Consider the following 20,698-nt stretch of genomic DNA (forward strand, 5'->3'; position numbering starts at 1 on the left):
AAACTGGTGTTACGTTGGTTGCAAATTGGTATGCCGCAGAGCAGTGCGGACAAAGCAGGTGGATAAAATAATGGCTCTAAACTTAACCATGCCCGAGCAAGATGACCTGAAACCCCGTATCACGGTCTTCGGTGTTGGTGGTGCCGGCGGTAATGCTGTTGATAATATGATTGAAAAAGAGCTTGAGGGCGTGGAATTTGTGGTTGCAAATACTGACGCGCAAGCTTTGCAGCAGTCAAAAGCTCCAGTGAAAATCCAAATGGGCCTGAAAGTTACGGAAGGTCTTGGTGCCGGGGCGAAAGCCACCATTGGGGCTGCGGCTGCTGAAGAAAGCATTGAACAAATTGTTGACCAACTTGCCGGCGCGCATATGTGCTTTATCACCGCTGGCATGGGCGGTGGCACAGGCACGGGGGCGGCGCCGATCATTGCGCAAGCGGCACGCGAGCTTGGCGTGTTGACGGTAGGTGTTGTGACCAAACCCTTCCAGTTCGAGGGTAGCAAGCGCATGCGTCAGGCCGAAGAGGGTGTTGAATCCTTGCAAAAGGTTGTTGACACGCTGATTATTATTCCAAACCAAAATCTGTTCCGCCTGGCCAATGAAAGTACCACATTTACGGATGCCTTCAGTATGGCAGATGATGTTCTTTATCAGGGCGTTAAAGGTGTGACAGACCTGATGGTCCGTCCGGGCCTGATTAACCTTGATTTTGCCGATGTGCGCGCCGTTATGGACGAAATGGGCAAGGCGATGATGGGAACAGGCGAGGCCGATGGAGAAAACCGCGCTGTTGAAGCGGCGGATAAAGCGGTCTCTAATCCTTTACTGGATGAGATTAGCCTGCGTGGCGCCAAAGGAGTCTTGATTAATATCACTGGTGGTGCTGATTTGACCCTGTTTGAGTTGGACGAAGCCGCCAATCGCATTCGCGAAGAGGTCGATCCCGACGCGAATATTATTGTCGGTTCCACTTTGGACACGACTTTGGAAGGGGTCATGCGCGTGTCTGTGGTTGCTACGGGCATTGATGCGGAGCAATCCAACCATGCCTCTGCAATGCCGACGCGCCGTGCAGCGGCACAGACGGAAGCCGCGGCACCAGAAGTTGATCAAATGGCAGAGCAGCAGCCTGTTGCGCTTGAGTTCCCATTTGATACGGAGGCCGAAGAGCCGAGCGTTGCTGCGACAGCTGTAGCCGAAGATGATATTCCCGCACCTGCCTATCAGCCGCAAATGGAAGAGCCCGAGCAAATTGTTATGCCTGAGCCAGCGGCCCCGGTGGCTTCTACTCCGGTTGCGCCTGGAACGCCAACACCGGAAGCAATGGCTCGGTTGCGCGCGGCTGTCGAGCGCGTGCCAGAGACGACTGTACCGCGGATGTCCCGTCCCTTTGGGGAGCCCGACGCGCCTGCTAAGGGTAAATTTGGTATTAACTCATTGATAAATAAGATGACAGGGCAGGGCGATTCAGCTGCTTCAGAGCCCCGCGCCTCTGCGCCCTCGCTGAACCAACAGAGCTTTGAAGCTGATGAGACCGGGAACGAAGCGGATGACAGAATTGAGATACCGGCGTTTTTACGCCGACAGGCCAATTGATCCAAAGATCCTCATGAACTGTAGAGAAGGCGCGAGATAGCGCCTTTTTAATACTTTAAATTAATACGTTATTTGTTTCGGCTTTAAAGAACGCGTTTGCTTGCTGATCGCTTTTTGAGAATGTTTCAAATGGTTGCAAACTGTGAGTTGCGTCGAACGGGCACACAAACTAGCGATGCAGCAGCAAACTTCTGGAAACTTTGAGGTCTTTTTGCAAAATACACTGAAATCAGACGTGGTGTTCACGGGCGTTGGTCTGCATTGCGGGCGTGATGTGACGCTGCGTGTTCGGCCAGCGGCCGCGCAAACGGGCATTTGGTTTCGGCGCACAGATATCTCTGACACAGACCGATTCATTTCCGCCAATTGGCAATGCGCGGTGCATACAGCGCTTTGCACACGCCTGGTCAATTCTGATGGTGTGGGCGTATCGACGGTTGAGCATGTCATGGCTGCCATTGCGGGCTGCGGGATTAATAATGCTGTTCTTGAACTCGATGGGCCTGAGGTGCCGATTATGGACGGCTCCGCATTGGAGTTTGTTCGGGGGTTTTTGAAAGCCGGCGTGATTGAGCAAGCCGCACCCGTCCAGGTGCTGGAAATTTTACAAGCGGTTGAAGTTCAGGAAAACGGCGCCTTTGCGGCTTTAATGCCCTTTGGCGGCATTGAGATGGATTTCTCAATCGACTTTCCAGACGCGGCGATTGGTCAGCAATCTAAAACGCTCAATCTCGCCAATGGAAGTTTTGTGCATGAGCTCTGCGACAGCCGAACTTTTTGCAGAAATTCTGATGTGCAGGTGATGCGCTCCAATGGTTTGGCCCTTGGTGGCACATTGATGAATGCGGTTGTCATTGAGGGTGCCGATGTTCTAAGCCCAGGCGGCATGCGTCACCCGGATGAACCGGTGCGTCATAAAATGTTGGATGCTATGGGTGATCTTGCGCTTGCAGGCGGCCCGATTATTGGCCGCTATGTCGGGCGGCGCGCCGGTCATACGCTGACCAACAAACTGCTGCGCAAGCTCTTTGCTCAAACGGGTGCGTTTCGCTGGATGGATTGTGATGCTCATATGTCCGAGCGCCTGCCAGGTGCGGGATTGGTCCAAGAAGACGCGCAAAATTGCGCATAGTGGCGCGCTTACGGTAAAAAAATTTCACTCTTTCATTTTGCCACAAATATTTCTGTGCTAACTCTGTCTGTGAATTAAGGATGAGGGTTACCATGCGGTCTCACTATGTGATTCTTCTCTGTTTTTTGACAGTTGCGGTTGCAGGGTGCAGCTCGCTGAAAAATGAACCGAACGTCGATATTGATACCTATTCCGCCCAGGAGATTTACGGTCTGGCTGAGGATATGCTCGAGAAGAAGCGTCCACAGAATGCTGCGAAATATTTTAGCGAGATTGAACGGCTCTACCCTTATTCTGAATGGGCCAAGCGTGGTCTCATAATGCAGGCCTATAGTTTTCATCAAGATAAAGACTATGAAAACAGCCGCAGCGCAGCGCAACGCTACATTGATTTCTTTCCTGCCGCTGAAGATGCGGCCTATGCGCAGTATATACTGGCATTGAGCTATTACGATCAAATCTCCGAAGTTGGGCGAGACCAGGATATGACCATCAAAGCTTTGCAAGAATTGCGTCTTTTGATCGAACGTTACCCTGACAGCAAATACGCGAAAAACTCGACCGAAAAATTTGATATGGCGTTTAGCTTTTTGGCGGCAAAAGAGATGGAAATTGGCCGCTATTACTTGCAGCGCGGATATTACACCTCTGCGGCCAATCGGTTTCGCAAAGTGGTGCAAGAGTTTCGCACGACTGAACAAACTCCAGAGGCACTATATCGCCTGATAGAATGTTACCTGTCATTGGGTCTAAGGGGTGAGGCGCAATCTGCCGCTGCGATTTTGCAAGTAAACTACAGCAGCACGCAATGGCACGACGATAGTTTAATTTTGCTCAGTGGCGAGGGTCTGCTTCCTGATGCGGATGGGCAAAACTGGCTCTCCACCATCTACCGACAGACGATCAAGGGCCAATGGTTGTAACCAAAGCGAGGCGGCGATGCTGCGTGGGTTAAGCGTTCGTGACATATTGATCATAGATCACTTGGAGCTGGATTTTCAGCCGGGGCTCAATGTGTTGACCGGGGAAACTGGAGCGGGCAAATCTATTTTGCTCGATTGCCTTGGCTTTGTTTTGGGATGGCGCGGTCGAGCGGAGCTCGTGCGCCAAGGGGCCGAGCAAGGCGAGGTGGTTGCTTGGTTTGACCTTCCGAGGGACCATCCGGTTAATGATATCCTAAGAGACAGCGGGATTGAGCCCGAAGATGAGTTGTTCCTACGCAGGATAAACAGCCGCGATGGGCGCAAGACCGCTTTTGTGAATGATCGAAGGTGCTCGGGGCAGGTTCTGCGCCAAATTAGTGACACATTATTGGAGCTTCATGGGCAGCATGATGACCGTGGCCTATTGAATGTTAAGGGCCATATGGCGTTGCTCGATGATTTCGCGCAAGCAGCCCCCTTGCGTGACGAGACGCGCCAGGCTTGGCGTGCGCTTAGCCTGGCTAAGGCGGAACGCACCGCATTGGCTGCAAAGATTGAGGCTTTGGCGGCGGAGGAAAATTATCTGCGTTACACGGTCGATGAGCTGGAGGCTTTGGCCGTCCAGCATGGTGATGAAGGCCAATTGGATGCCAAACGTCGTTTGATGCAGGCGGCTTTTAAGATCCGCACCGATGTGACCAAGGCCCGTCAAGCGCTCTCACCCCAGGGTGCCGAGGGGCAAATCAGTGATGCCAGCCGTTGGCTAGTGGAAGCGGCCGAGCATATGGAGGGGCAATTGGATGCGGCGATCGAGGCTCTGGATGGCGCCTTGAATATGCTTGGGCAGAGCCAGCAAGAAATTGAGATTGTGTTGCAGGGTTTGAGTTTTAATGCCTTCGAGCTGGAACAAACTGAGGAAAGATTGTTCGCCATTCGGGCTGCGGCCCGCAAACACGCGGTATTGTCCGATGAGCTGCCGAGTGTTGCTGCTGATTTGGGCGCGAAGCTACAGACTTTGACTAGTGGCACGGCTGGAGTTGATGCTTTGCAACGCGAGGTGGATGCTGCTGAGGTGATTTATCTGCAAGCGGCAGAGCGGTTGCATGAGGCGCGCATGTCCGCAGCCGATGCGCTCGATCGGGCTATGGCCGCGGAGTTGGCACCGCTTAAGCTGGAGCGTGCGGTGTTTAAGACTGAGATTTCTCCAAACGAAGCGGGGCCAAATGGCACCGATACGGTCGCTTTTACCGTGGCCACCAATCCTGGCGCGCCAACTGGTGCTTTGGAGAAAATTGCCTCGGGAGGTGAATTGAGCCGCTTTCTTTTGGCACTCAAAGTCTGCTTGTCGGAGCGCACGCTTCAGCGCACTATGATCTTTGATGAGATTGATCGTGGTGTCGGGGGTGCAACAGCCGATGCGGTTGGGCGGCGTTTGGCGCAATTGGGGGCCGACGGGCAAGTCTTGGTCGTGACCCATTCTCCGCAGGTCGCGGCGCTGGGTTCGGCGCATTGGCGCGTTGAAAAACTGGTAGAAGATGACAAAACGCTGTCAACGGTTGTAGCTCTAATGCCAGAGGAGCGGGTGGATGAAATTGCCCGCATGTTGGCGGGGGATGTGATCACCGATGAGGCCCGCGGCGCGGCCCGCTCGTTACTGGGTGCGCTTTAGACCTGTTCTATGGTGATTTTATCATTGAGATAAAATGCCAAATGATCCTTGATTCTGACCAAGTCTTTTTTTGGCGCCTCATAGCTCCAAGCCACGTTTTCAATTGGTCCATTTTTGGTAATGATCGAGAAATAACGAGCATCGCCTTTATGAGGACAATGGAAGATTTTGTCAGTTTGGTCCAGAAATGCCATGGCGATGTCATCGCGGGGAAAATAGATCACCGGGTCATAGCCCCGCTCTGTAAGCTCCAAAGCTCTGCAGGTTTCGGCGATAACTGCGCCTGCGGCGCGGATGGACCATTTGCCTGACAAGGCTCCAATTTTTATATATTCTGTCATGATGGGTCTTTGTCCCAATCTCTGCGGTCGGTGTCAAATGCTACGCGTGGCCTGTGCCAACCATTGAACTGTTGGTGGCGCCAGCAGAGGCGCGAGTTTTGCATAGACCTCGTGATGGTAGGCGTTCAGCCAATTTTTCTCGCTCTTTGTCAGTTCGGACGCCTCAATCAAGCGCAGGTCAATGGGTGCGTAGGTGAGTGTTTCAAAGGCCAGCATGGCGCGATCATCGCCACCTGGCAATGGCTCTGCTTCAATGACCGTGATGAGGTTTTCGATACGAATGCCAAAGGCATCGGGACGATAGTAACCTGGCTCATTCGACAGGATCATGCCCCGCTGCAACGGCACATCACCGGCACGCGACAGCCGTTGCGGCCCCTCGTGAACCGACAGGAAACTGCCAACCCCATGTCCAGTGCCGTGGTCATAATCCTGCCCTGCGGCCCAGAGGGGTGCGCGGGCAATAGCATCAATATCGCGGCCCGCCAATCCTTTGGGAAAGCGCAGCTGCGATATGGCAATCATGCCCCTCAGTACCCTTGTGAAGGCTTGCCGCATCTCTCGGCTGGGATTGCCAATTGGCAATGTGCGGGTGATGTCGGTGGTACCATCTTGATATTGCGCACCGCTATCGACCAACAAAAGGCTGTCAAGATCCAACGGGCGGTTGCTCGCCTCGGTGACCCGATAATGCACCACGGCCCCATGTGGGCCAGATCCGCTGATTGTGTCAAAGCTGATGTCATGCAACAGATTGGTGGCGGCGCGGTAGCTCTCAAGCTGCTTTACAATGTCAATTTCACTGAGCTTGGAAGGATCGGCACTGTCAAACCAGGCCAGAAACCGCACCACCGCCGCGCCATCGCGCAGATGCGCAGCCCGGCAGCCCTCCAGTTCCCTGCGCGTCTTGCAGGCTTTCGGCAGGCTACAGGGATCCACACCGCATAAAATCTTTGCTGGGCCGGCTGACAGCGCGTCGAAGGCGGCTTGTGGCAAGGAAGCTGGCTCAATCAGAACGGTGCCTGTGAGGTCTTTGAGCTGTCCGGGAAAGGCGTCCCAAGGGGCAAGCGTGACAGTTTCAGGCAGAATCAAATTTGCAAATTTCATTTCATCGCCAAAGAGTGTTAGCTTGCCATTGGCGCCTAACAGCCCGAAACACTGGGCAATCGGTGTGCGCGGCACATCACGGCCACGCAGATTGAGCAGCCAACACAAGCTGTCTGGTAGGGTGATCACAGCTGTTTGCGCAGCTTGCGCTGCAATGGAAGCGCCCAGACGGCGGATTTTAGCTTCAGCGGTCTCGCCGCAAAGATTCGGTGGATGCGCCCAGGCAGGGGCGTTGGGCGGGGTTGGACGATCCGTCCAAATGGCGTCCACCCCATTCGAGCAGGCCACCAGTGACATGCCGCTGCCTTCCAATCCGGCGCGCAGAGTTTCGATCTGCTCGACTGTATGCAGCCAAGGATCAAAGCCGATGACCGCGCCCGGAGCAGCGGTGTTCCTAAGCCATTCATGTAAGGGTGTTTCTGGCCAATGTACGGGCGTGAAATCTTCCGCCACCTGTTCGCATACCTGTAGTCGGTAGCGCCCATCGATAAAGATGCCAGCTGTGGTTTCCAAAATACAGGCAAACCCAGCGGATCCAGTAAATCCGGTGAGCCAAGACAGGCGCTCATCGCAGGCGGCCACATATTCGCCTTGGTGGCGGTCGGCCCGTGGAACGATAAAGCCATTCAGCCTATTTTGTTCCATCCAACCGCACAATTGGGCCAAGCGCGGCGGGCCCTGCTCGGGGGAGGATGGGGAGTTAAATGTTTGCAACATGGAATGGCGCCTTGTTCAGCAAGAGATAGTGCACGCAGATTGAGCCAAGGCCGGCGCGGCGGCAAGGGAGAATTTGCGTTCTGGACTTATCCGGTCCGTTTGAGGCCCATGACGCGCGCGCGCGCGCGCGCATCGCTCTCAAACAGGGCGGCGAGCTGTTCGGTCATGGCCCCGGCCAATTGTTCCACATCGGTAATGGTGACTGCACGATCGTAGTAGCGTGTCACGTCATGGCCAATACCAATCGCCAAGAGCTCAACCTGCTGGCGCTTTTCGACCATAGCAATCACATCTCGAAGGTGTTTTTCTAAGTAATTGGCAGGATTGACCGAAAGCGTGCTGTCATCGACCGGCGCCCCGTCGGAAATCACCATCAAAATTTTTCGAGACTCATGGCGCACGGCCATGCGGCGATGCGCCCATTCCAGAGCTTCGCCGTCGATGTTCTCTTTGAGCAACCCCTCTTTCATCATCAGGCCAAGATTTGGCCGGGCGCGGCGCCAGGGGGCATCCGCGCTTTTGTAAATGATATGGCGCAGATCATTGAGACGGCCTGGACCCTGCGGCCGGCCTTCCGCGAGCCATTCCTCACGGCTTTGCCCGCCTTTCCAGGCGCGGGTGGTGAAGCCCAAAATTTCTACCTTCACGCTACAGCGCTCTAAGGTGCGGGCCAGCACATCAGCGCAGATGGCTGCAATGGAGATGGGGCGACCGCGCATAGAGCCGGAATTGTCGAGCAACAGCGTCACGCAGGTGTCGCGGAATTCGGTGTCTTTTTCGACCTTAAAAGACAGGGGCGTTGTGGGGTTGGCAATCACCCGCGCTAAACGCCCCGCGTCTAAAGTGCCCTCTTCAAGATCGAATTCCCAACTGCGGTTTTGCTGTGCCTGCAAGCGGCGCTGTAGCTTGTTGGCCAGGCGGCTAACGGCCCCTTTCAAAGGTTCAAGCTGTTGATCAAGATAGGCACGTAGGCGTTCCAGCTCTTGCGGCTCCGCCAAATCTTCCGCCCTAATTTCTTCATCAAATTCCGTACGATAGACCATATATTGCGGATCTGCATCAGAGACGGGTTGCGGTACAGGTGGCTCCAGAGGGGCTTCGCCCTCTGGCAGTTCCATTTCTTCACCCATGTCGCTATCGGCCATGTCATCCATGGAGACTTGCGCCGTTGAGGCATCTTGCTGCTTGTCTTGGCTCTGTTCTGGATTGGCGTCATCTTGTTCTTCAGCATCGTCGTCTTCGCCGGTGCTGTCGGGTTGATCGTCTTGATCTTCATCGGCTTCGGCCTGGTCTTCGGCGTCCTCATCTTCGAAATCGGGATCGTCACCGAGCTGGTCACCATATCCCAAATCTTGGATGATCTTGCGCGTAAATTTTGCAAATTCCGCTTGATCGGCCAAAATGTCGTCGATCGAGCCGAGACTGCCGCCGGTTTGTCCTTCAATAAAATCACGCCAAAGATTCATCACATTGGCAGCATCAGGGGGCAGGTCCCGTCCGGTGGCGAGGTGACGCACCAGATAGCCGGCGGCCGTTGCCAGTGGTGCTTGGCTGGCTTCGCGAATATCGCCAAAGCCCTGACGCAAAGCTTCATTCTCAATCTTTGCATCAATATTGGTATGGGTGCCGGGCATGGCGCGGGCGCCAACGGCTTCGCAGCGCGCTGTTTCCATCGCATCATAGATGTCACAGGCCATTTGCCCCTGTGGGACATAGCGGTCGAATGTGCTCGCGTCGTGGAATTTATGGCGCAGAGCCAGAGCGTCAGCTGTGCCGCGAGCCAAACGCACCTCTTGCGCAGTCAACCGTCGGCTGACCTGTGGCAGTCTGATGGAATCGTTGGTGGAGCCCGGAGGATCCACCGAATAGGTGACCGACAGCTCAGCATCATCGGCCATCACCTTGGTCGCTTCGGCCAGTGCCTTTTTGAACGGATCGGCAGGATTGTCGTTATTTTGCATCAATATGATCCACTTGGGGCCCGCTCAATCGGGGCTTACGACAGGCTCGCCGATACGGCCGATTCTGGCAATTCTTCATCAAAGCAGCGCTGGTAAAATTCAGCCACTGTTTGGCGCTCCAGCTCATCGCATTTGTTCAAAAAGCTCAAGCGGAAGGCGTATCCAACATTGCGGAAAATCTCAGCGTTTTGTGCCCAGGCTATAACCGTGCGCGGAGACATCACAGTCGAGAGATCGCCGTTTTTAAAAGCTGTGCGCGAGAGATCAGCGACGGTGACCATCTGTTTTATGGTGCGTCGTCCGTCTTGTGTATTATAATGTGGGTTCTTGGCCAGAACGATGGCCGATTCTGCCTCGATTGAGAGATAATTTAACGTAGACACCAAACTCCAACGGTCCATTTGCCCTTGGTTGATTTGCTGCGTGCCGTGATAAAGCCCAGTGGTATCGCCAAGCCCAACGGTGTTGGCTGTGGCAAAGATACGGAAATAGGGATGTGGGTTGATCACTTGGTTCTGATCGAGCAGGGTCAACTTGCCGTCCACTTCCAAAACCCTTTGGATCACGAACATCACATCCGCGCGCCCGGCATCATATTCATCAAAGACAATCGCAGTGGGATTGCGCAGGGCCCAGGGTAAAATCCCTTCTTGGAAATCTGTAACTTGCTTGCCGTCTTTGAGCTTGATAGCGTCTTTACCGATGAGGTCGATACGGCTGATATGGCTGTCGAGATTCACGCGAACAGCAGGCCAGTTCAACCGGCTGGCGACCTGTTCGATATGGGTTGATTTTCCGGTGCCGTGATAGCCTTGGATCATGACGCGGCGGTTGTAGGCGAAGCCTGCGAGGATGGCTAAAGTGGTGTCTGGATCAAATTTATAGGTGCTGTCGATATCTGGCACGCGAGACGTGCGATCGGCGAAGCCTTTTACAACCATGTCTGTGTCAATTCCAAATACTTCGCGGACCGAAATATCTTGTTTTGGATGCGTGTCGATATCTAAACTTGTGTCAGCCATAGTCTCATTCCTTTGTACCCCGGCAGTGCGCCGCGCTTTTCGTGCAACATAATGCGGCAAAGGGCAAGGGAAAGACAAAATCCAAATTGCGCTGCGCCTTGCGCCCCCTGGCCCTATGCTTGTATTAAACCTGGCCCTATGTTTGGTGGAATTGCGCTCCCAATAGCTGCGTGCTGGCCGCGATAGAGAGGCGTTATGGTTATTTGAAGCTGCGGCTGTCTTTGATCTGATCCCAGGCCCAGACCACTTCACCCAATTGCTCTTCCTGGCTGCGGTCGCCGCCGTTCATATCTGGATGTAGCACCTTGATCAGTGATTTATAGGCCTTGCGAATTTCAGCCTTGGTCCAGTGATCTTTGGCCTCCAAAATATCCAGCGCACGACGCTCCGACGACGGCAATTTGCGGGTGGCCCCAGTGATCGATTTTCCCGGATTTTGTGTCGCATTGGCGCCCAGAACCTGATGCGGGTCATCTACGCCGAGGCGGGCCCAAGCCCGTTGTTCTTCGCTGGACCGCAATGGTTTGGTTTCGCGCTCCCACACGCGGTCACTGTCCATTTGTTTTTGCAGCTCCTCTTCAGAGTTGCCGTCAAAGAAGTTCCACTTCAGATTGTACTCGCGCACATGTTCTTTGCAAAACCAAAAGTAATCGTCCAAAATATCTGGCGACTTTGGGGCGCGGTATTTTCCAGATTCCACACAGCTGGCATGTTCACATTTGCGCGTTGAGGTCTCGAAAGCGCCTGACATGCCCCTGCGACCGCGTGGGTTATTTTTTTTCGCCGTGGATACGGACATATCAAAACCGAAGGGATCATCCTTCTTCATCGCATTCACCTTTCCGACTCGGAGATCAGAGTTTAGACCTGAATGAGAAAGATGAAAGGGGTGGAGATGAGAAAACTCGAAAGAACAGTAGATCTTATCGAAAAAACTCTGCGGGAGGCGTTTAATCCGCAGGAATTAGAGGTGTCTGACGTGTCAGAGGCCCATCGCGGGCATTCTGGGTTTCCAGAGGGTGGGGAAAGTCATTTTGAAGTTCGCATCACCGCAACTCATTTTTCCGGCATGAGTCGTATTGCCCAGCACCGAGCAATTCACGCGGCGCTGGGGCGTGACTGTATCGATCGGATCCACGCATTGGCCTTAACCGTGCGCAGCGCTTAGGCACTGGCACGGAACATCAGGACTTAAATCAAAGTGCCAATTTGGCTGCAACAATCTGATTGACCATCTGTGGATTGGCCTTGCCGCCCGTGGCTTTGATTACTTGCCCGACAAACCAACCCGCCAATTTTGGATTTTGTTTGGCTTTTTCAACTTGGGCGGGATTGTCTGCGATGATTTGATCGACAGCGACTTCAATCGCGCCGGTGTCCGTGACTTGTTTCATGCCGCGGCTTTCGACGATTTCGGCCGGGTTGCCGCCGTCTGTATAGACAATTTCAAACAAGTCCTTAGCGATTTTGCCAGAGATCTCGCCACTTGCAATCAGGTCAATAACACTGCCGAGTTGATAGGGGCTAACCGGGCAATTGGCGATTGTGACGTCATCTTTTTTCATCCGGCCGAACAGTTCGTTGATGACCCAATTGGCCGCAACCTTTCCGTCACGGCCCTGAGCCACTTTCTCAAAATAGCTGGCATTCTGCGTTTCAGCTGTCAAGACGTTGGCGTCATAGTTTGACAATCCAAATTCATTGATAAAGCGATGTTTTTTAGCATCTGGCAGCTCTGGAAGCTGGGCTGCAAGATCATCGATCCACTCTTGTTCAATCTCTAAAGGCAGCAGGTCGGGGCAGGGGAAATAGCGATAATCATGCGCTTCCTCTTTGGAGCGCATGGAGCGCGTTTCGTTCTTATCTGCATCATAAAGCCGGGTTTCTTGGATCACCTCTCCGCCATCCTCCAATATCGCAATTTGCCGGCGGGCCTCATAGTCAATCGCCGCCTGCATGAAGCGCATGGAGTTCATGTTCTTAATCTCGCAGCGCGTGCCGAGGTGGGAGAAATCTTGGGTCGCTTGGTATTTTTCATAATCCCCAGGCCGGCAGACGGAGACATTGACATCGGCCCGCAGGCTGCCGTTTTGCATATTGCCATCGCAGGTGCCGAGATATTGCATGATTTGGCGCAGCTTGGTGACATAGGCCGCGGCCTCTTCGGGGCCGCGAATGTCGGGGCGGCTGACGATTTCCATCAGCGCAACGCCGGTGCGGTTGAGATCCACAAAGGAGTTGTTGGGATCCATATCATGCACCGATTTGCCGGCATCTTGCTCGAGGTGAATGCGTTCAATGCGCACTAAACGCGCTGTTCCATCGCCCAATTCGACGAAGACTTCGCCCTCTCCGACAATCGGGTGATACAGCTGGCTGATTTGATAGCCCTGTGGTAAGTCGGGGTAGAAGTAGTTTTTCCGATCAAAGGCTGAGAATGTGTTGATCTGTGCTTTGAGCCCAAGCCCGGTGCGCACCGCTTGGGCCACGCATTCCTCATTAATAACGGGCAACATGCCGGGCATTCCGGCGTCCACAAAGGCGACATTTGAGTTTGGTTCGGCGCCAAATTGGGTGGAGGCCCCGGAAAAGAGCTTGGCTTTTGAGGTCACCTGCGCATGTACCTCAAGGCCGATCACCAGTTCCCAATCATGTTTTGCCCCGGCAATCACCTTGGGTTTGGGTGTCTCGAAAGTTTGGTCCAGCATAGCAGTGCCCCGATAAATCTAAGTGTTTGCCCGTGTTCTACGGCGAACCGCCCGGCTCGACAAGATGCGCCTGGCCTATCGTGGTGATTTAGGCGTCCAAAAGCCGGGTGACCATCTCCTTTGTGTCCCGCGACAGATTGGGCTTGGCGGCAAGACGGCTGAGTGCGGCGCGCATGAGAGCTTGACGCGCGCCATCATAGCGTCGCCATGTTTCGAAGACGGTGGTCATGCGTGCGCAGAGTTGCGGATTGATATCATCAAGCGCAATCAGCTGATCGGCCACCAGATTATAGGCAGATCCATCCGCTTGGTGAAAAGCCGCAGGCGTCATGGCCAAGGCCCCAATCAGCGCGCGGAATCGGTTTGGATTTTTCAAATTGAAATCGGGGTGTTTGAGCAAATCGCGCGCCACAGCCACGGCTTTGTTTGCGGGGCAAGTGGTGACTTGCAAGCTGAACCATTTGTCGATCACCAAACGCTCATGGCGCCATTGCTGGTAAAACTGTGCCACCGCCTCTGTGCCTTGGCCATGGCGGTTCAGATTGCCAAGCGCTGGAAGTTGCAAGGTCATCGTGTCGGCCCGGGCAAATTGCTTTGCAGCCAATGCGCCGCCATCGACATGGCTGATGAGGCGCAAGGCCAGGGCGCTCAGCGCGCGCGCGCCGCAGCTGGCCGCATCTGGCGAAAAGGGCCCGTCGAGCTGGTGGGCGTGATAAAGCGCTTGAAGCGCCTCAACCTTGACGCGCCAAATGCTCAGACAGCTGATGCACGGCTGCATCAATAGCAACAGGATCAGGGGTCTGGCCTTGCTCTGCGAGGGCTCTGGCGATTTCATCTTGACCGGGCAGGGCGCAGCACATGGCGCGGAAGGCCGGATCTAGATCTTCATTGACCATCACCTGCAACAGGGCGCCGCAATAGGCATCATCGGGCGCCGCTTCTGTCTGAAGCATGGCCAAAAGCGCCGATTTGCCCAGCTCGCGGCTGGCCTCAAAGCGGTTGAACAGATCTGGATCATGGGTCAGCTGCACCAAATGTTCGGCTTGGCGGGTCTCGCGCTGCATGATCACAGGGGCGGAAAATCCGCGCAATAGGGATGGGATCGGCGCGGCGTGCAGGCCTGAGAACCGGAAGCTCTGCTCGGCTTCGGTGAGCACCAGCAGCTGCGTGTCCAGCGCTTCCGTCCCGTCTGGATACAAAAGCCCCAGTGCAACGGGGATCACCAGCGGTTGTTTGTTTGGCTGGCCGGGCGTGGGCGGCGTGACTTGGGTCAGTGTCAACTCATAGGTGCCATCGGCGAAATGGTCGCGCACGGTCACGATGGGCGTGCCGGCCTGGCTGTACCAAAGCTTGAATTGGCTGAGATCTTGCCCCGTGACATCGGTGAACACGGCCAACCAATCTTCAATCGTGCAGGCCTGCCCATCATGGCGGGCGAAATAGAGGTCCAATGCCTTTTTATAGGCCGCATCGCCGACCAATAGCTTGAGCATACGGATCAATTCTGCGCCTTTTTCATAGACGGTGGCTGTATAAAAATTATTGATTTCCACAAAGCTCTCGGGCCGGACGGGATGGGCCAGGGGGCCGCTGTCTTCGCGAAATTGTCGTCCACGCAGGGCGGCGACATCTTCGATGCGTCGCACCTCTGCGCCCCGCATATCGGCGCTGAATTGTTGGTCGCGAAACACAGTCAGCCCCTCTTTGAGACACAATTGGAACCAGTCGCGGCAGGTGATACGGTTGCCGGTCCAATTGTGGAAATATTCATGGGCGATGATGGCTTCGATCCGTTCGAAATTGCCGTCCACTGTGGTTTCAGGACTGGCCAGAACGGCGGAGGAATTAAATATATTCAGGCCTTTGTTTTCCATCGCGCCCATGTTGAAATCATCTACGGCGACGATATTGAAGACAGAAAGGTCATATTCGCGGCCATAAACACGTTCGTCCCAGGCCATACTGGCCTTGAGCGCCTCGAGGGCGAAGGCGCATTTGTCCTGATCGCCATCGCGCACATAGATATTCAGATCCACAGGCTTGCCTGACGCGGTGGTGAAATGATCGGATACAACTTGGAATTCACCTGCGACCAAGGCGAAGAGATAGGCCGGTTTCGGCCAGGGATCTTGCCAGCGGCGGGTTTGGCCCTCATCGCGCATCGGCTCACCATTGGACAGGGCATAGGGCAGGTCGCTATGGATCGTCACATCGAAGGGCGCCATGACATCGGGGCGATCGGGGTAGTAGGTGATGCGGCGAAAGCCCTCGGCCTCGCATTGGGTGCAAAACATGCCGTTGGACATATAAAGGCCCGACAATTCAGTATTGGCGCTGGGGTTTATCTCCACTTCGCTTTGCCAGATGAAAGGCCCATCCGGCACAGTGCAGCTCAACCCCGCCTCTGTGATCACCGGGGTGACGGCCGCGCCGTTGATATAGGCCGACAGGAAGGTCAAATTTTCCCCATGCAGAAAGAATTCGGAGCTGCTGCTGTTCGGGTTTGGCCGGAATTTCACCGTGGAGCGCACCCGCGTGGCGGTGGGGTGCAGGTCAAATTCAAGCGCGAGGTGATCCACCAAATAGGCGGGCGCTTGGTAATCTTTAAGGTAGATCGTTTGCGAGTTTTCGGCAGTCATGGCGCGGCTCCTAATATGGGTGTGTGATACCTAGCGACCTTCGGGGTCAGTTGGAATAAGCGCGGCAAGAAAACTTCACGCAGGGAGTGGAATTTGTCCCCGAAAGGAAAATTGGTACAAAATAGTAACCAATTTGCCTTGAAATTCACAGGTGAGCTGGGTAACCAGACCCAAAGTGATCCGCATTTTAGGATCACACAATTCTGGAGATTGCGACTATGCCCAAATATATCCAAGTTTCAGGCCTCTCGGTGGCCGAAGAGTTACATAAGTTCATCGAGTCTGAAGCTTTGGTCGGTTTGCCGGTCAGCGCCGCTCAGTTTTGGGATGGCCTGTCAGAATTGGCACATGAGCTGGGTCCAAAAAACCGGGCTCTTCTGGCGCAACGTTCAGATATCCAGGGCAAAATTGACGCCTGGCACATCGCGCGCCGTGGTCAGGCGCATGACGCTGCCGCCTATCAAGAGTTTTTGAAAGAGATCGGCTACTTGGTGCCGGAACCGGCGGATTTTTCGGTGACGACTCAAAATGTAGACCCCGAAATTGCGTCAACGCCCGGCCCGCAACTTGTGGTCCCGATCATGAATGCGCGCTATGCGTTGAACGCAGCCAATGCCCGTTGGGGCAGCCTCTATGATGCGCTTTACGGCACGGATGCTATGGGTGACTTGCCAAGCGGTCGTGGCTATGATGCGGCGCGCGGTGCGCGCGTGATCGACTGGGCCAAAGCCTATTTGGATCAAGTCGCGCCCTTGGCCTCTGGTTCGCATGTGGATGTGACAGCCTATGAGGTTGTGGGGGATGCTCTGGTTCCCGCTCTTGCGGATCCATCGCAATATATTGGGATGAACCGGGACGATAGCGGTGCGTTGGTGGAAGTGGTTTTGCAGAAAAACGGTCTGCATATTGCCATTCAAATTGACCCAAAGGGCAATATAGGCAGCGGGGATAAAGCGCATGTGGACGATATCCTGCTGGAAAGCGCGATTTCGGCCATTATGGATTGTGAAGATTCCGTCGCCGCGGTGGATGGCGCGGATAAGGTTCTGGCCTATCGCAATTGGCTTGGACTGATGCGCGGTGATCTGCGTGAGACGGTGAGTAAGGGCGGCAAATCCTTTGACCGGGTCTTGAACGCAGATCGCAGCTATCTAAATGCGGGTGAGACCCATACACTCAAAGGCCGCGCGCTCATGTTGGTGCGCAATGTTGGGCATTTGATGACCAACCCGGCGGTCATTGATCGTGATGGGCTGGAAATCGGCGAAGGCCTGTTGGACGCTCTGTGCACGACGCTGATCGCGATGCATGATTTACAGCGCTCAGGTGGCAACTCGCTGCATGGCTCGGTTTATGTGGTCAAACCCAAGATGCATGGCCCCGATGAGGTGGCATTTGCAGATGAAATCTTCACCAGGGTTGAGCGCATTTTGGGCTTGCCGCAAAATACCGTAAAGCTTGGCATCATGGATGAGGAACGCCGCACAAGCGCCAACCTCAAAGCCTGCATCAAAGCGGCCGAGGCGCGGGTGGCCTTTATCAACACTGGCTTCCTGGATCGCACGGGCGATGAAATTCACACCTCTATGGAAGCGGGGCCCATGATTCCAAAAGGGCAGATGAAAGTCACCCCTTGGATCAACGCCTATGAAGATCGCAACGTAGACATCGGTCTGGCCTGTGGGTTGGAGGGCAAGGCGCAGATTGGCAAAGGCATGTGGGCCATGCCAGATTTAATGGGCGATATGTTGGCACAAAAAATTGGCCACCCGAAAGCTGGGGCGACCTGCGCTTGGGTTCCAAGTCCAACGGCCGCGACCCTGCATGCAACCCATTATCATCAGGTTGATGTGATGGCGGTGCAAGCCGAGCTGAAAGCAAAAGGTCCGCGCCGCGGCATCGATGATCTTTTGGCCATTCCGGTGGCTGCCGGTAGCAATTGGTCGCCCGATGAGTTGGCGCAAGAGATTGAGAACAATGCGCAGGGGATCTTGGGCTATGTGGTGCGCTGGGTGGACAGTGGGGTTGGCTGTTCGAAAGTGCCAGACATTCACAATGTGGGGTTGATGGAAGATCGGGCGACTTGCCGCATTTCTTCGCAGGCCTTGGCAAATTGGTTGCACCATGATGTTATCGACGGTGACATGGTGATGGCTGCCATGAAGAAAATGGCCGCTGTGGTTGATGGGCAAAATGCGGGTGACGCAGAGTATACGCCCATGGCGCCCGATTTTGACGGGATCGCTTTCAAAGCGGCCTGCGATCTTGTGTTTGAGGGTCGGGTGCAGCCTTCAGGTTATACGGAACCTGTCTTGCACCGCCGGAGATTGGAATTGAAAGCCGCGCAGGCGCAGTAACGTCTGCATGTCACTTTTACTTACGCCCGCGATCACACGGGTTTCAATCGAAAGAATACTAATGCCTGATATTAATCTTAGAAAAGCAAAGTCTATAATCCGTGGCACCTTGGCAAAGGGCAAAGAGCTTGAGCTAAAACCGCTCTCCGTGGTGGTGCTGGATGCCGGCGGGCATGTGATTGCCTTTGAGCGCGAAGATGGGGCGGCGCCTGGCCGATTTTCTATCGCACAAGCTAAGGCCTTTGGGTCAATCATGCTGGGCATGGGCGGCACAGCTCAAATGGCGCGCGCAGAGCAGCAGGCCTATTTTATGACTGCGGTGAACGTCCTTTATGGTGGCAAAGTGATCCCAGTCCCCGGGGGTGTTTTGCTGCGCGACAAAAAAGGCAGCGTGGTCGGTGCTGTTGGTGTGACGGGCGACAGCTCTGACAACGACTTGATTGCGGCCGTGGCGGGTATTGAGGCCACTGGCTTGATCGGCGAAGGGTAAACCTGGCCGGGGCCAGGCGCCCCCCTGAGCACCACCGGTACAAGTGACACTGACCTATAAAAGAGCGCGTGAGTGGTGCTTTTTTGCGCTGGTGCGATTGTTTCTTATGCGGGTCGCCCTTAAGCGATTGCAGAGCGATGGCGTAAAACACCGTGCACGGCCGCGGCCTTGCTGTGTGCTCGCCGTCTGCGCCCGGTGGTGGCATTAAAAGATTATATAACTGATATCATGCAATATACTGTGATGATCGTCTCTAAATTATCGCCCACCCCAACCGCGTGTTATGGCCGGTGACTGCCTTGCTAAGTGCCATTTGGGGTGTGTTGGCTACAATTGCCGCCGCGCTTTTTCGCAAACAGCTTTTTGCTTGAGGGCTTTCCCGCTGGCGCTGGACATTCTATGCTTGATCAAATTTCGCATAAGGTGTGACTATGGCGCGTCCCGTTATTGGCATTATTGGAAATCCCCATCTGATCAATTCAGAATATTTGGTGCATGGGGCGGGTGAGATGAATTCTCGGGCAGTGCGCGAGATTTGCAACGCTTTGCCTGTCATCGTGCCGCCTGACGCGCTGCTTGCCCCGATTGAGGAGCTGATGGAGGCCTGCGATGGCTTTGTTTTCACTGGCGGGCGACCTAACGTGCATCCCAAAGAATATGGTGAAGACCTGACGGAAGGTCATGGGGACATTGATGAGAAACGAGATGGTCTGGCATTGCCGTTGATCCGCGCCCTCGCGACGCGTGGTCAACCCTATTTGGCGATTTGTCGTGGGTTTCAAGAGATGAATGTCGCAATGGGGGGCAGTCTTCACCCGGAGATCCGTGATTTGCCTGGGCGTGATAATCATCGCATGCCGCCTGATGGCACTTTGGAAGAAAAATTTGCGCTGCGCCATGATGTACGCTTCACGCCATGCGGGGTCTTTGCGCAGATGTTGGGGGCCGAGGTTGTGCGCACCAATACGCTGCACGGTCAGGGGATCAAAGAGCCCGGCCCGCGTGTGGTGGTTGATGGCTATGCGCCCGATGGCACGCCCGAGGCGATTTATATCAAAGATGCCAAAGGTTTCGGCTTGGGCGTTCAATGGCATCCGGAATATAACGCGGCGCAAGATCCTGTCTCTCAACCGCTCTTTTCGGCTTTTGGGGCGGCGGTCCATAAATGGCGCGCCGCGCGCAGGGCGCCAGCTTAGGGTTGGCCGCCCGAAATTTCCATCGCCTGCCCGTCAAAACTGTCTGAGCCGGGACCACAAATCCAGAGCGCGGCGGAGGCGACCTCATCGGCGGTGATCAATCTCCCATGCGGATTGAGATCGACCATCAAGGCGCGGGCTTCCTCTTGGCTAATATGCGCCCGCTCAGAGATACTTTGTGTATTGCGGTCAATGATATCAGTGTCGACATAGCCAGGACAGATCGCATTAAATGTAACAGGCAATTTTGCATGATCGGCACAAAGCGAGCGGATCATCCCGATGACGCCATGTTTTGATGCGCTATAAGCATGCGCCCCTTTCAATCCGCGCACTCCGGCGATTGAGGAAACTGCCAAGACCCGGCCCCACTCTTGCACCGGCATATGGCGCAGAGATTCGCGGATGGTCAAATAGGCGCCATCCAGATTTATCGCCATGATCTTGCGCCAAAAATCAAAGCTGGAATTGCGGATATTTTGCCCCTCTGCGATGCCGGCATTGGCGACGCAAATATCAATGCTTCCAAAGTAATCCGCGATGGATTGCATGCCGGTGACCACTGACGCCTCATCTGAAACATCCATTTTTACCGCGTGGCCTCCAAAAGATTTGGCGGCCTCTTCCAACACATTCAATCGCCGCCCCGTGACGGCGACATTGCAGCCTTGCTCAGCCAATGTGCGTGCGATTGACAGTCCGATGCCTGTGCCCCCGCCGGTGATGACTGCATTTCTTCCTGTCAGTAGCAAAATTATTCCCCTCAATCTCTGTATGCAGAAATATACTCACATTTTGCGGCGAAAAGCCACGCTAGATCAGTTGCGCAATATTGTTGC

General features: G+C 54.6%; 15 protein-coding genes and 1 pseudogene. 8 read left to right on the plus strand and 8 right to left on the minus strand.

Going from position 1 to position 20,698, the window contains the following annotated elements; genetic code table 11:
• The first annotated feature begins 70 nt into the window (after positions 1 to 70).
• From ftsZ to recN, 4 genes are all read left to right on the plus strand, one after another.
• Entirely contained in the window at positions 71 to 1,597 is a 1,527-nt protein-coding gene (gene ftsZ / locus ABLW18_RS05085; protein ID WP_347823762.1) for a cell division protein FtsZ, read from the plus strand.
• 211 nt (positions 1,598 to 1,808) lie between these two features.
• Positions 1,809 to 2,729: a UDP-3-O-acyl-N-acetylglucosamine deacetylase gene (gene lpxC, locus ABLW18_RS05090; RefSeq protein ID WP_347823763.1), complete on the plus strand. Its 921-nt coding sequence runs from the start codon at positions 1,809 to 1,811 to the stop codon at positions 2,727 to 2,729.
• Between the two features lie 92 nt (positions 2,730 to 2,821).
• On the plus strand, positions 2,822 to 3,652 hold the full coding sequence (locus ABLW18_RS05095) for an outer membrane protein assembly factor BamD (RefSeq protein WP_347823764.1): 831 nt from the start codon (positions 2,822 to 2,824) through the stop codon (positions 3,650 to 3,652).
• A 16-nt stretch (positions 3,653 to 3,668) separates the two neighbouring features.
• Positions 3,669 to 5,321, plus strand: coding sequence for a DNA repair protein RecN (gene recN, locus ABLW18_RS05100; RefSeq protein ID WP_347823765.1), 1,653 nt, complete (start codon positions 3,669 to 3,671; stop codon positions 5,319 to 5,321).
• Here the strand turns inward: recN and ABLW18_RS05105 are convergent.
• The 5 genes from ABLW18_RS05105 to ABLW18_RS05125 form a co-directional block, all read right to left on the minus strand.
• Positions 5,318 to 5,662, minus strand: coding sequence for a DUF427 domain-containing protein (locus ABLW18_RS05105; protein WP_347823766.1), 345 nt, complete (start codon positions 5,660 to 5,662; stop codon positions 5,318 to 5,320). The genes recN and ABLW18_RS05105 overlap by 4 nt on opposite strands.
• Positions 5,663 to 5,695: 33 nt before the next feature.
• Complete coding sequence (locus ABLW18_RS05110) at positions 5,696 to 7,486, minus strand: aminopeptidase P family protein (protein WP_347823767.1); 1,791 nt, start codon at positions 7,484 to 7,486, stop codon at positions 5,696 to 5,698.
• Between the two features lie 86 nt (positions 7,487 to 7,572).
• Positions 7,573 to 9,450, minus strand: a complete 1,878-nt coding sequence (gene cobT, locus ABLW18_RS05115) for a cobaltochelatase subunit CobT (RefSeq protein WP_347823768.1) — start codon at positions 9,448 to 9,450, stop codon at positions 7,573 to 7,575.
• A 32-nt stretch (positions 9,451 to 9,482) separates the two neighbouring features.
• Positions 9,483 to 10,469, minus strand: a complete 987-nt coding sequence (gene cobS, locus ABLW18_RS05120; RefSeq protein WP_347823769.1) for a cobaltochelatase subunit CobS — start codon at positions 10,467 to 10,469, stop codon at positions 9,483 to 9,485.
• Between the two features lie 199 nt (positions 10,470 to 10,668).
• Entirely contained in the window at positions 10,669 to 11,298 is a 630-nt protein-coding gene (locus tag ABLW18_RS05125) for a J domain-containing protein (RefSeq protein WP_347823770.1), read from the minus strand.
• A gap of 66 nt (positions 11,299 to 11,364) precedes the next feature.
• On the opposite strand from ABLW18_RS05125, the gene ABLW18_RS05130 reads away from it, so the two are divergent.
• Entirely contained in the window at positions 11,365 to 11,637 is a 273-nt protein-coding gene (locus ABLW18_RS05130) for a BolA family protein (protein WP_347823771.1), read from the plus strand.
• A 28-nt stretch (positions 11,638 to 11,665) separates the two neighbouring features.
• Here ABLW18_RS05130 and gatB read toward each other — a convergent pair whose 3' ends face one another.
• Complete coding sequence (gatB, locus tag ABLW18_RS05135) at positions 11,666 to 13,177, minus strand: Asp-tRNA(Asn)/Glu-tRNA(Gln) amidotransferase subunit GatB (protein ID WP_347823772.1); 1,512 nt, start codon at positions 13,175 to 13,177, stop codon at positions 11,666 to 11,668.
• An 88-nt stretch (positions 13,178 to 13,265) separates the two neighbouring features.
• A pseudogene (gene pepN, locus ABLW18_RS05140) lies at positions 13,266 to 15,816 on the minus strand (aminopeptidase N).
• A gap of 218 nt (positions 15,817 to 16,034) precedes the next feature.
• Here pepN and ABLW18_RS05145 point away from each other — a divergent pair.
• The 3 genes from ABLW18_RS05145 (at position 16,035) to ABLW18_RS05155 (ending at position 19,859) form a co-directional block, all read left to right on the plus strand.
• Positions 16,035 to 18,173, plus strand: a complete 2,139-nt coding sequence (locus ABLW18_RS05145) for a malate synthase G (RefSeq protein ID WP_347823773.1) — start codon at positions 16,035 to 16,037, stop codon at positions 18,171 to 18,173.
• Positions 18,174 to 18,234: 61 nt separating this feature from the next.
• Complete coding sequence (locus tag ABLW18_RS05150) at positions 18,235 to 18,663, plus strand: heme-binding protein (RefSeq protein WP_347823774.1); 429 nt, start codon at positions 18,235 to 18,237, stop codon at positions 18,661 to 18,663.
• A 431-nt stretch (positions 18,664 to 19,094) separates the two neighbouring features.
• A complete protein-coding gene (locus ABLW18_RS05155; protein ID WP_347823775.1) occupies positions 19,095 to 19,859 on the plus strand; it encodes a gamma-glutamyl-gamma-aminobutyrate hydrolase family protein in 765 nt (254 codons plus the stop codon).
• Here the strand turns inward: ABLW18_RS05155 and ABLW18_RS05160 are convergent.
• A complete protein-coding gene (locus ABLW18_RS05160; protein ID WP_347823776.1) occupies positions 19,856 to 20,611 on the minus strand; it encodes an SDR family oxidoreductase in 756 nt (251 codons plus the stop codon). The genes ABLW18_RS05155 and ABLW18_RS05160 overlap by 4 nt on opposite strands.
• Positions 20,612 to 20,698 lie beyond the last annotated feature (87 nt).

It is taken from the genome of uncultured Planktomarina sp. (assembly GCA_943788425.1).
GTDB lineage: Bacteria > Pseudomonadota > Alphaproteobacteria > Rhodobacterales > Rhodobacteraceae > Planktomarina.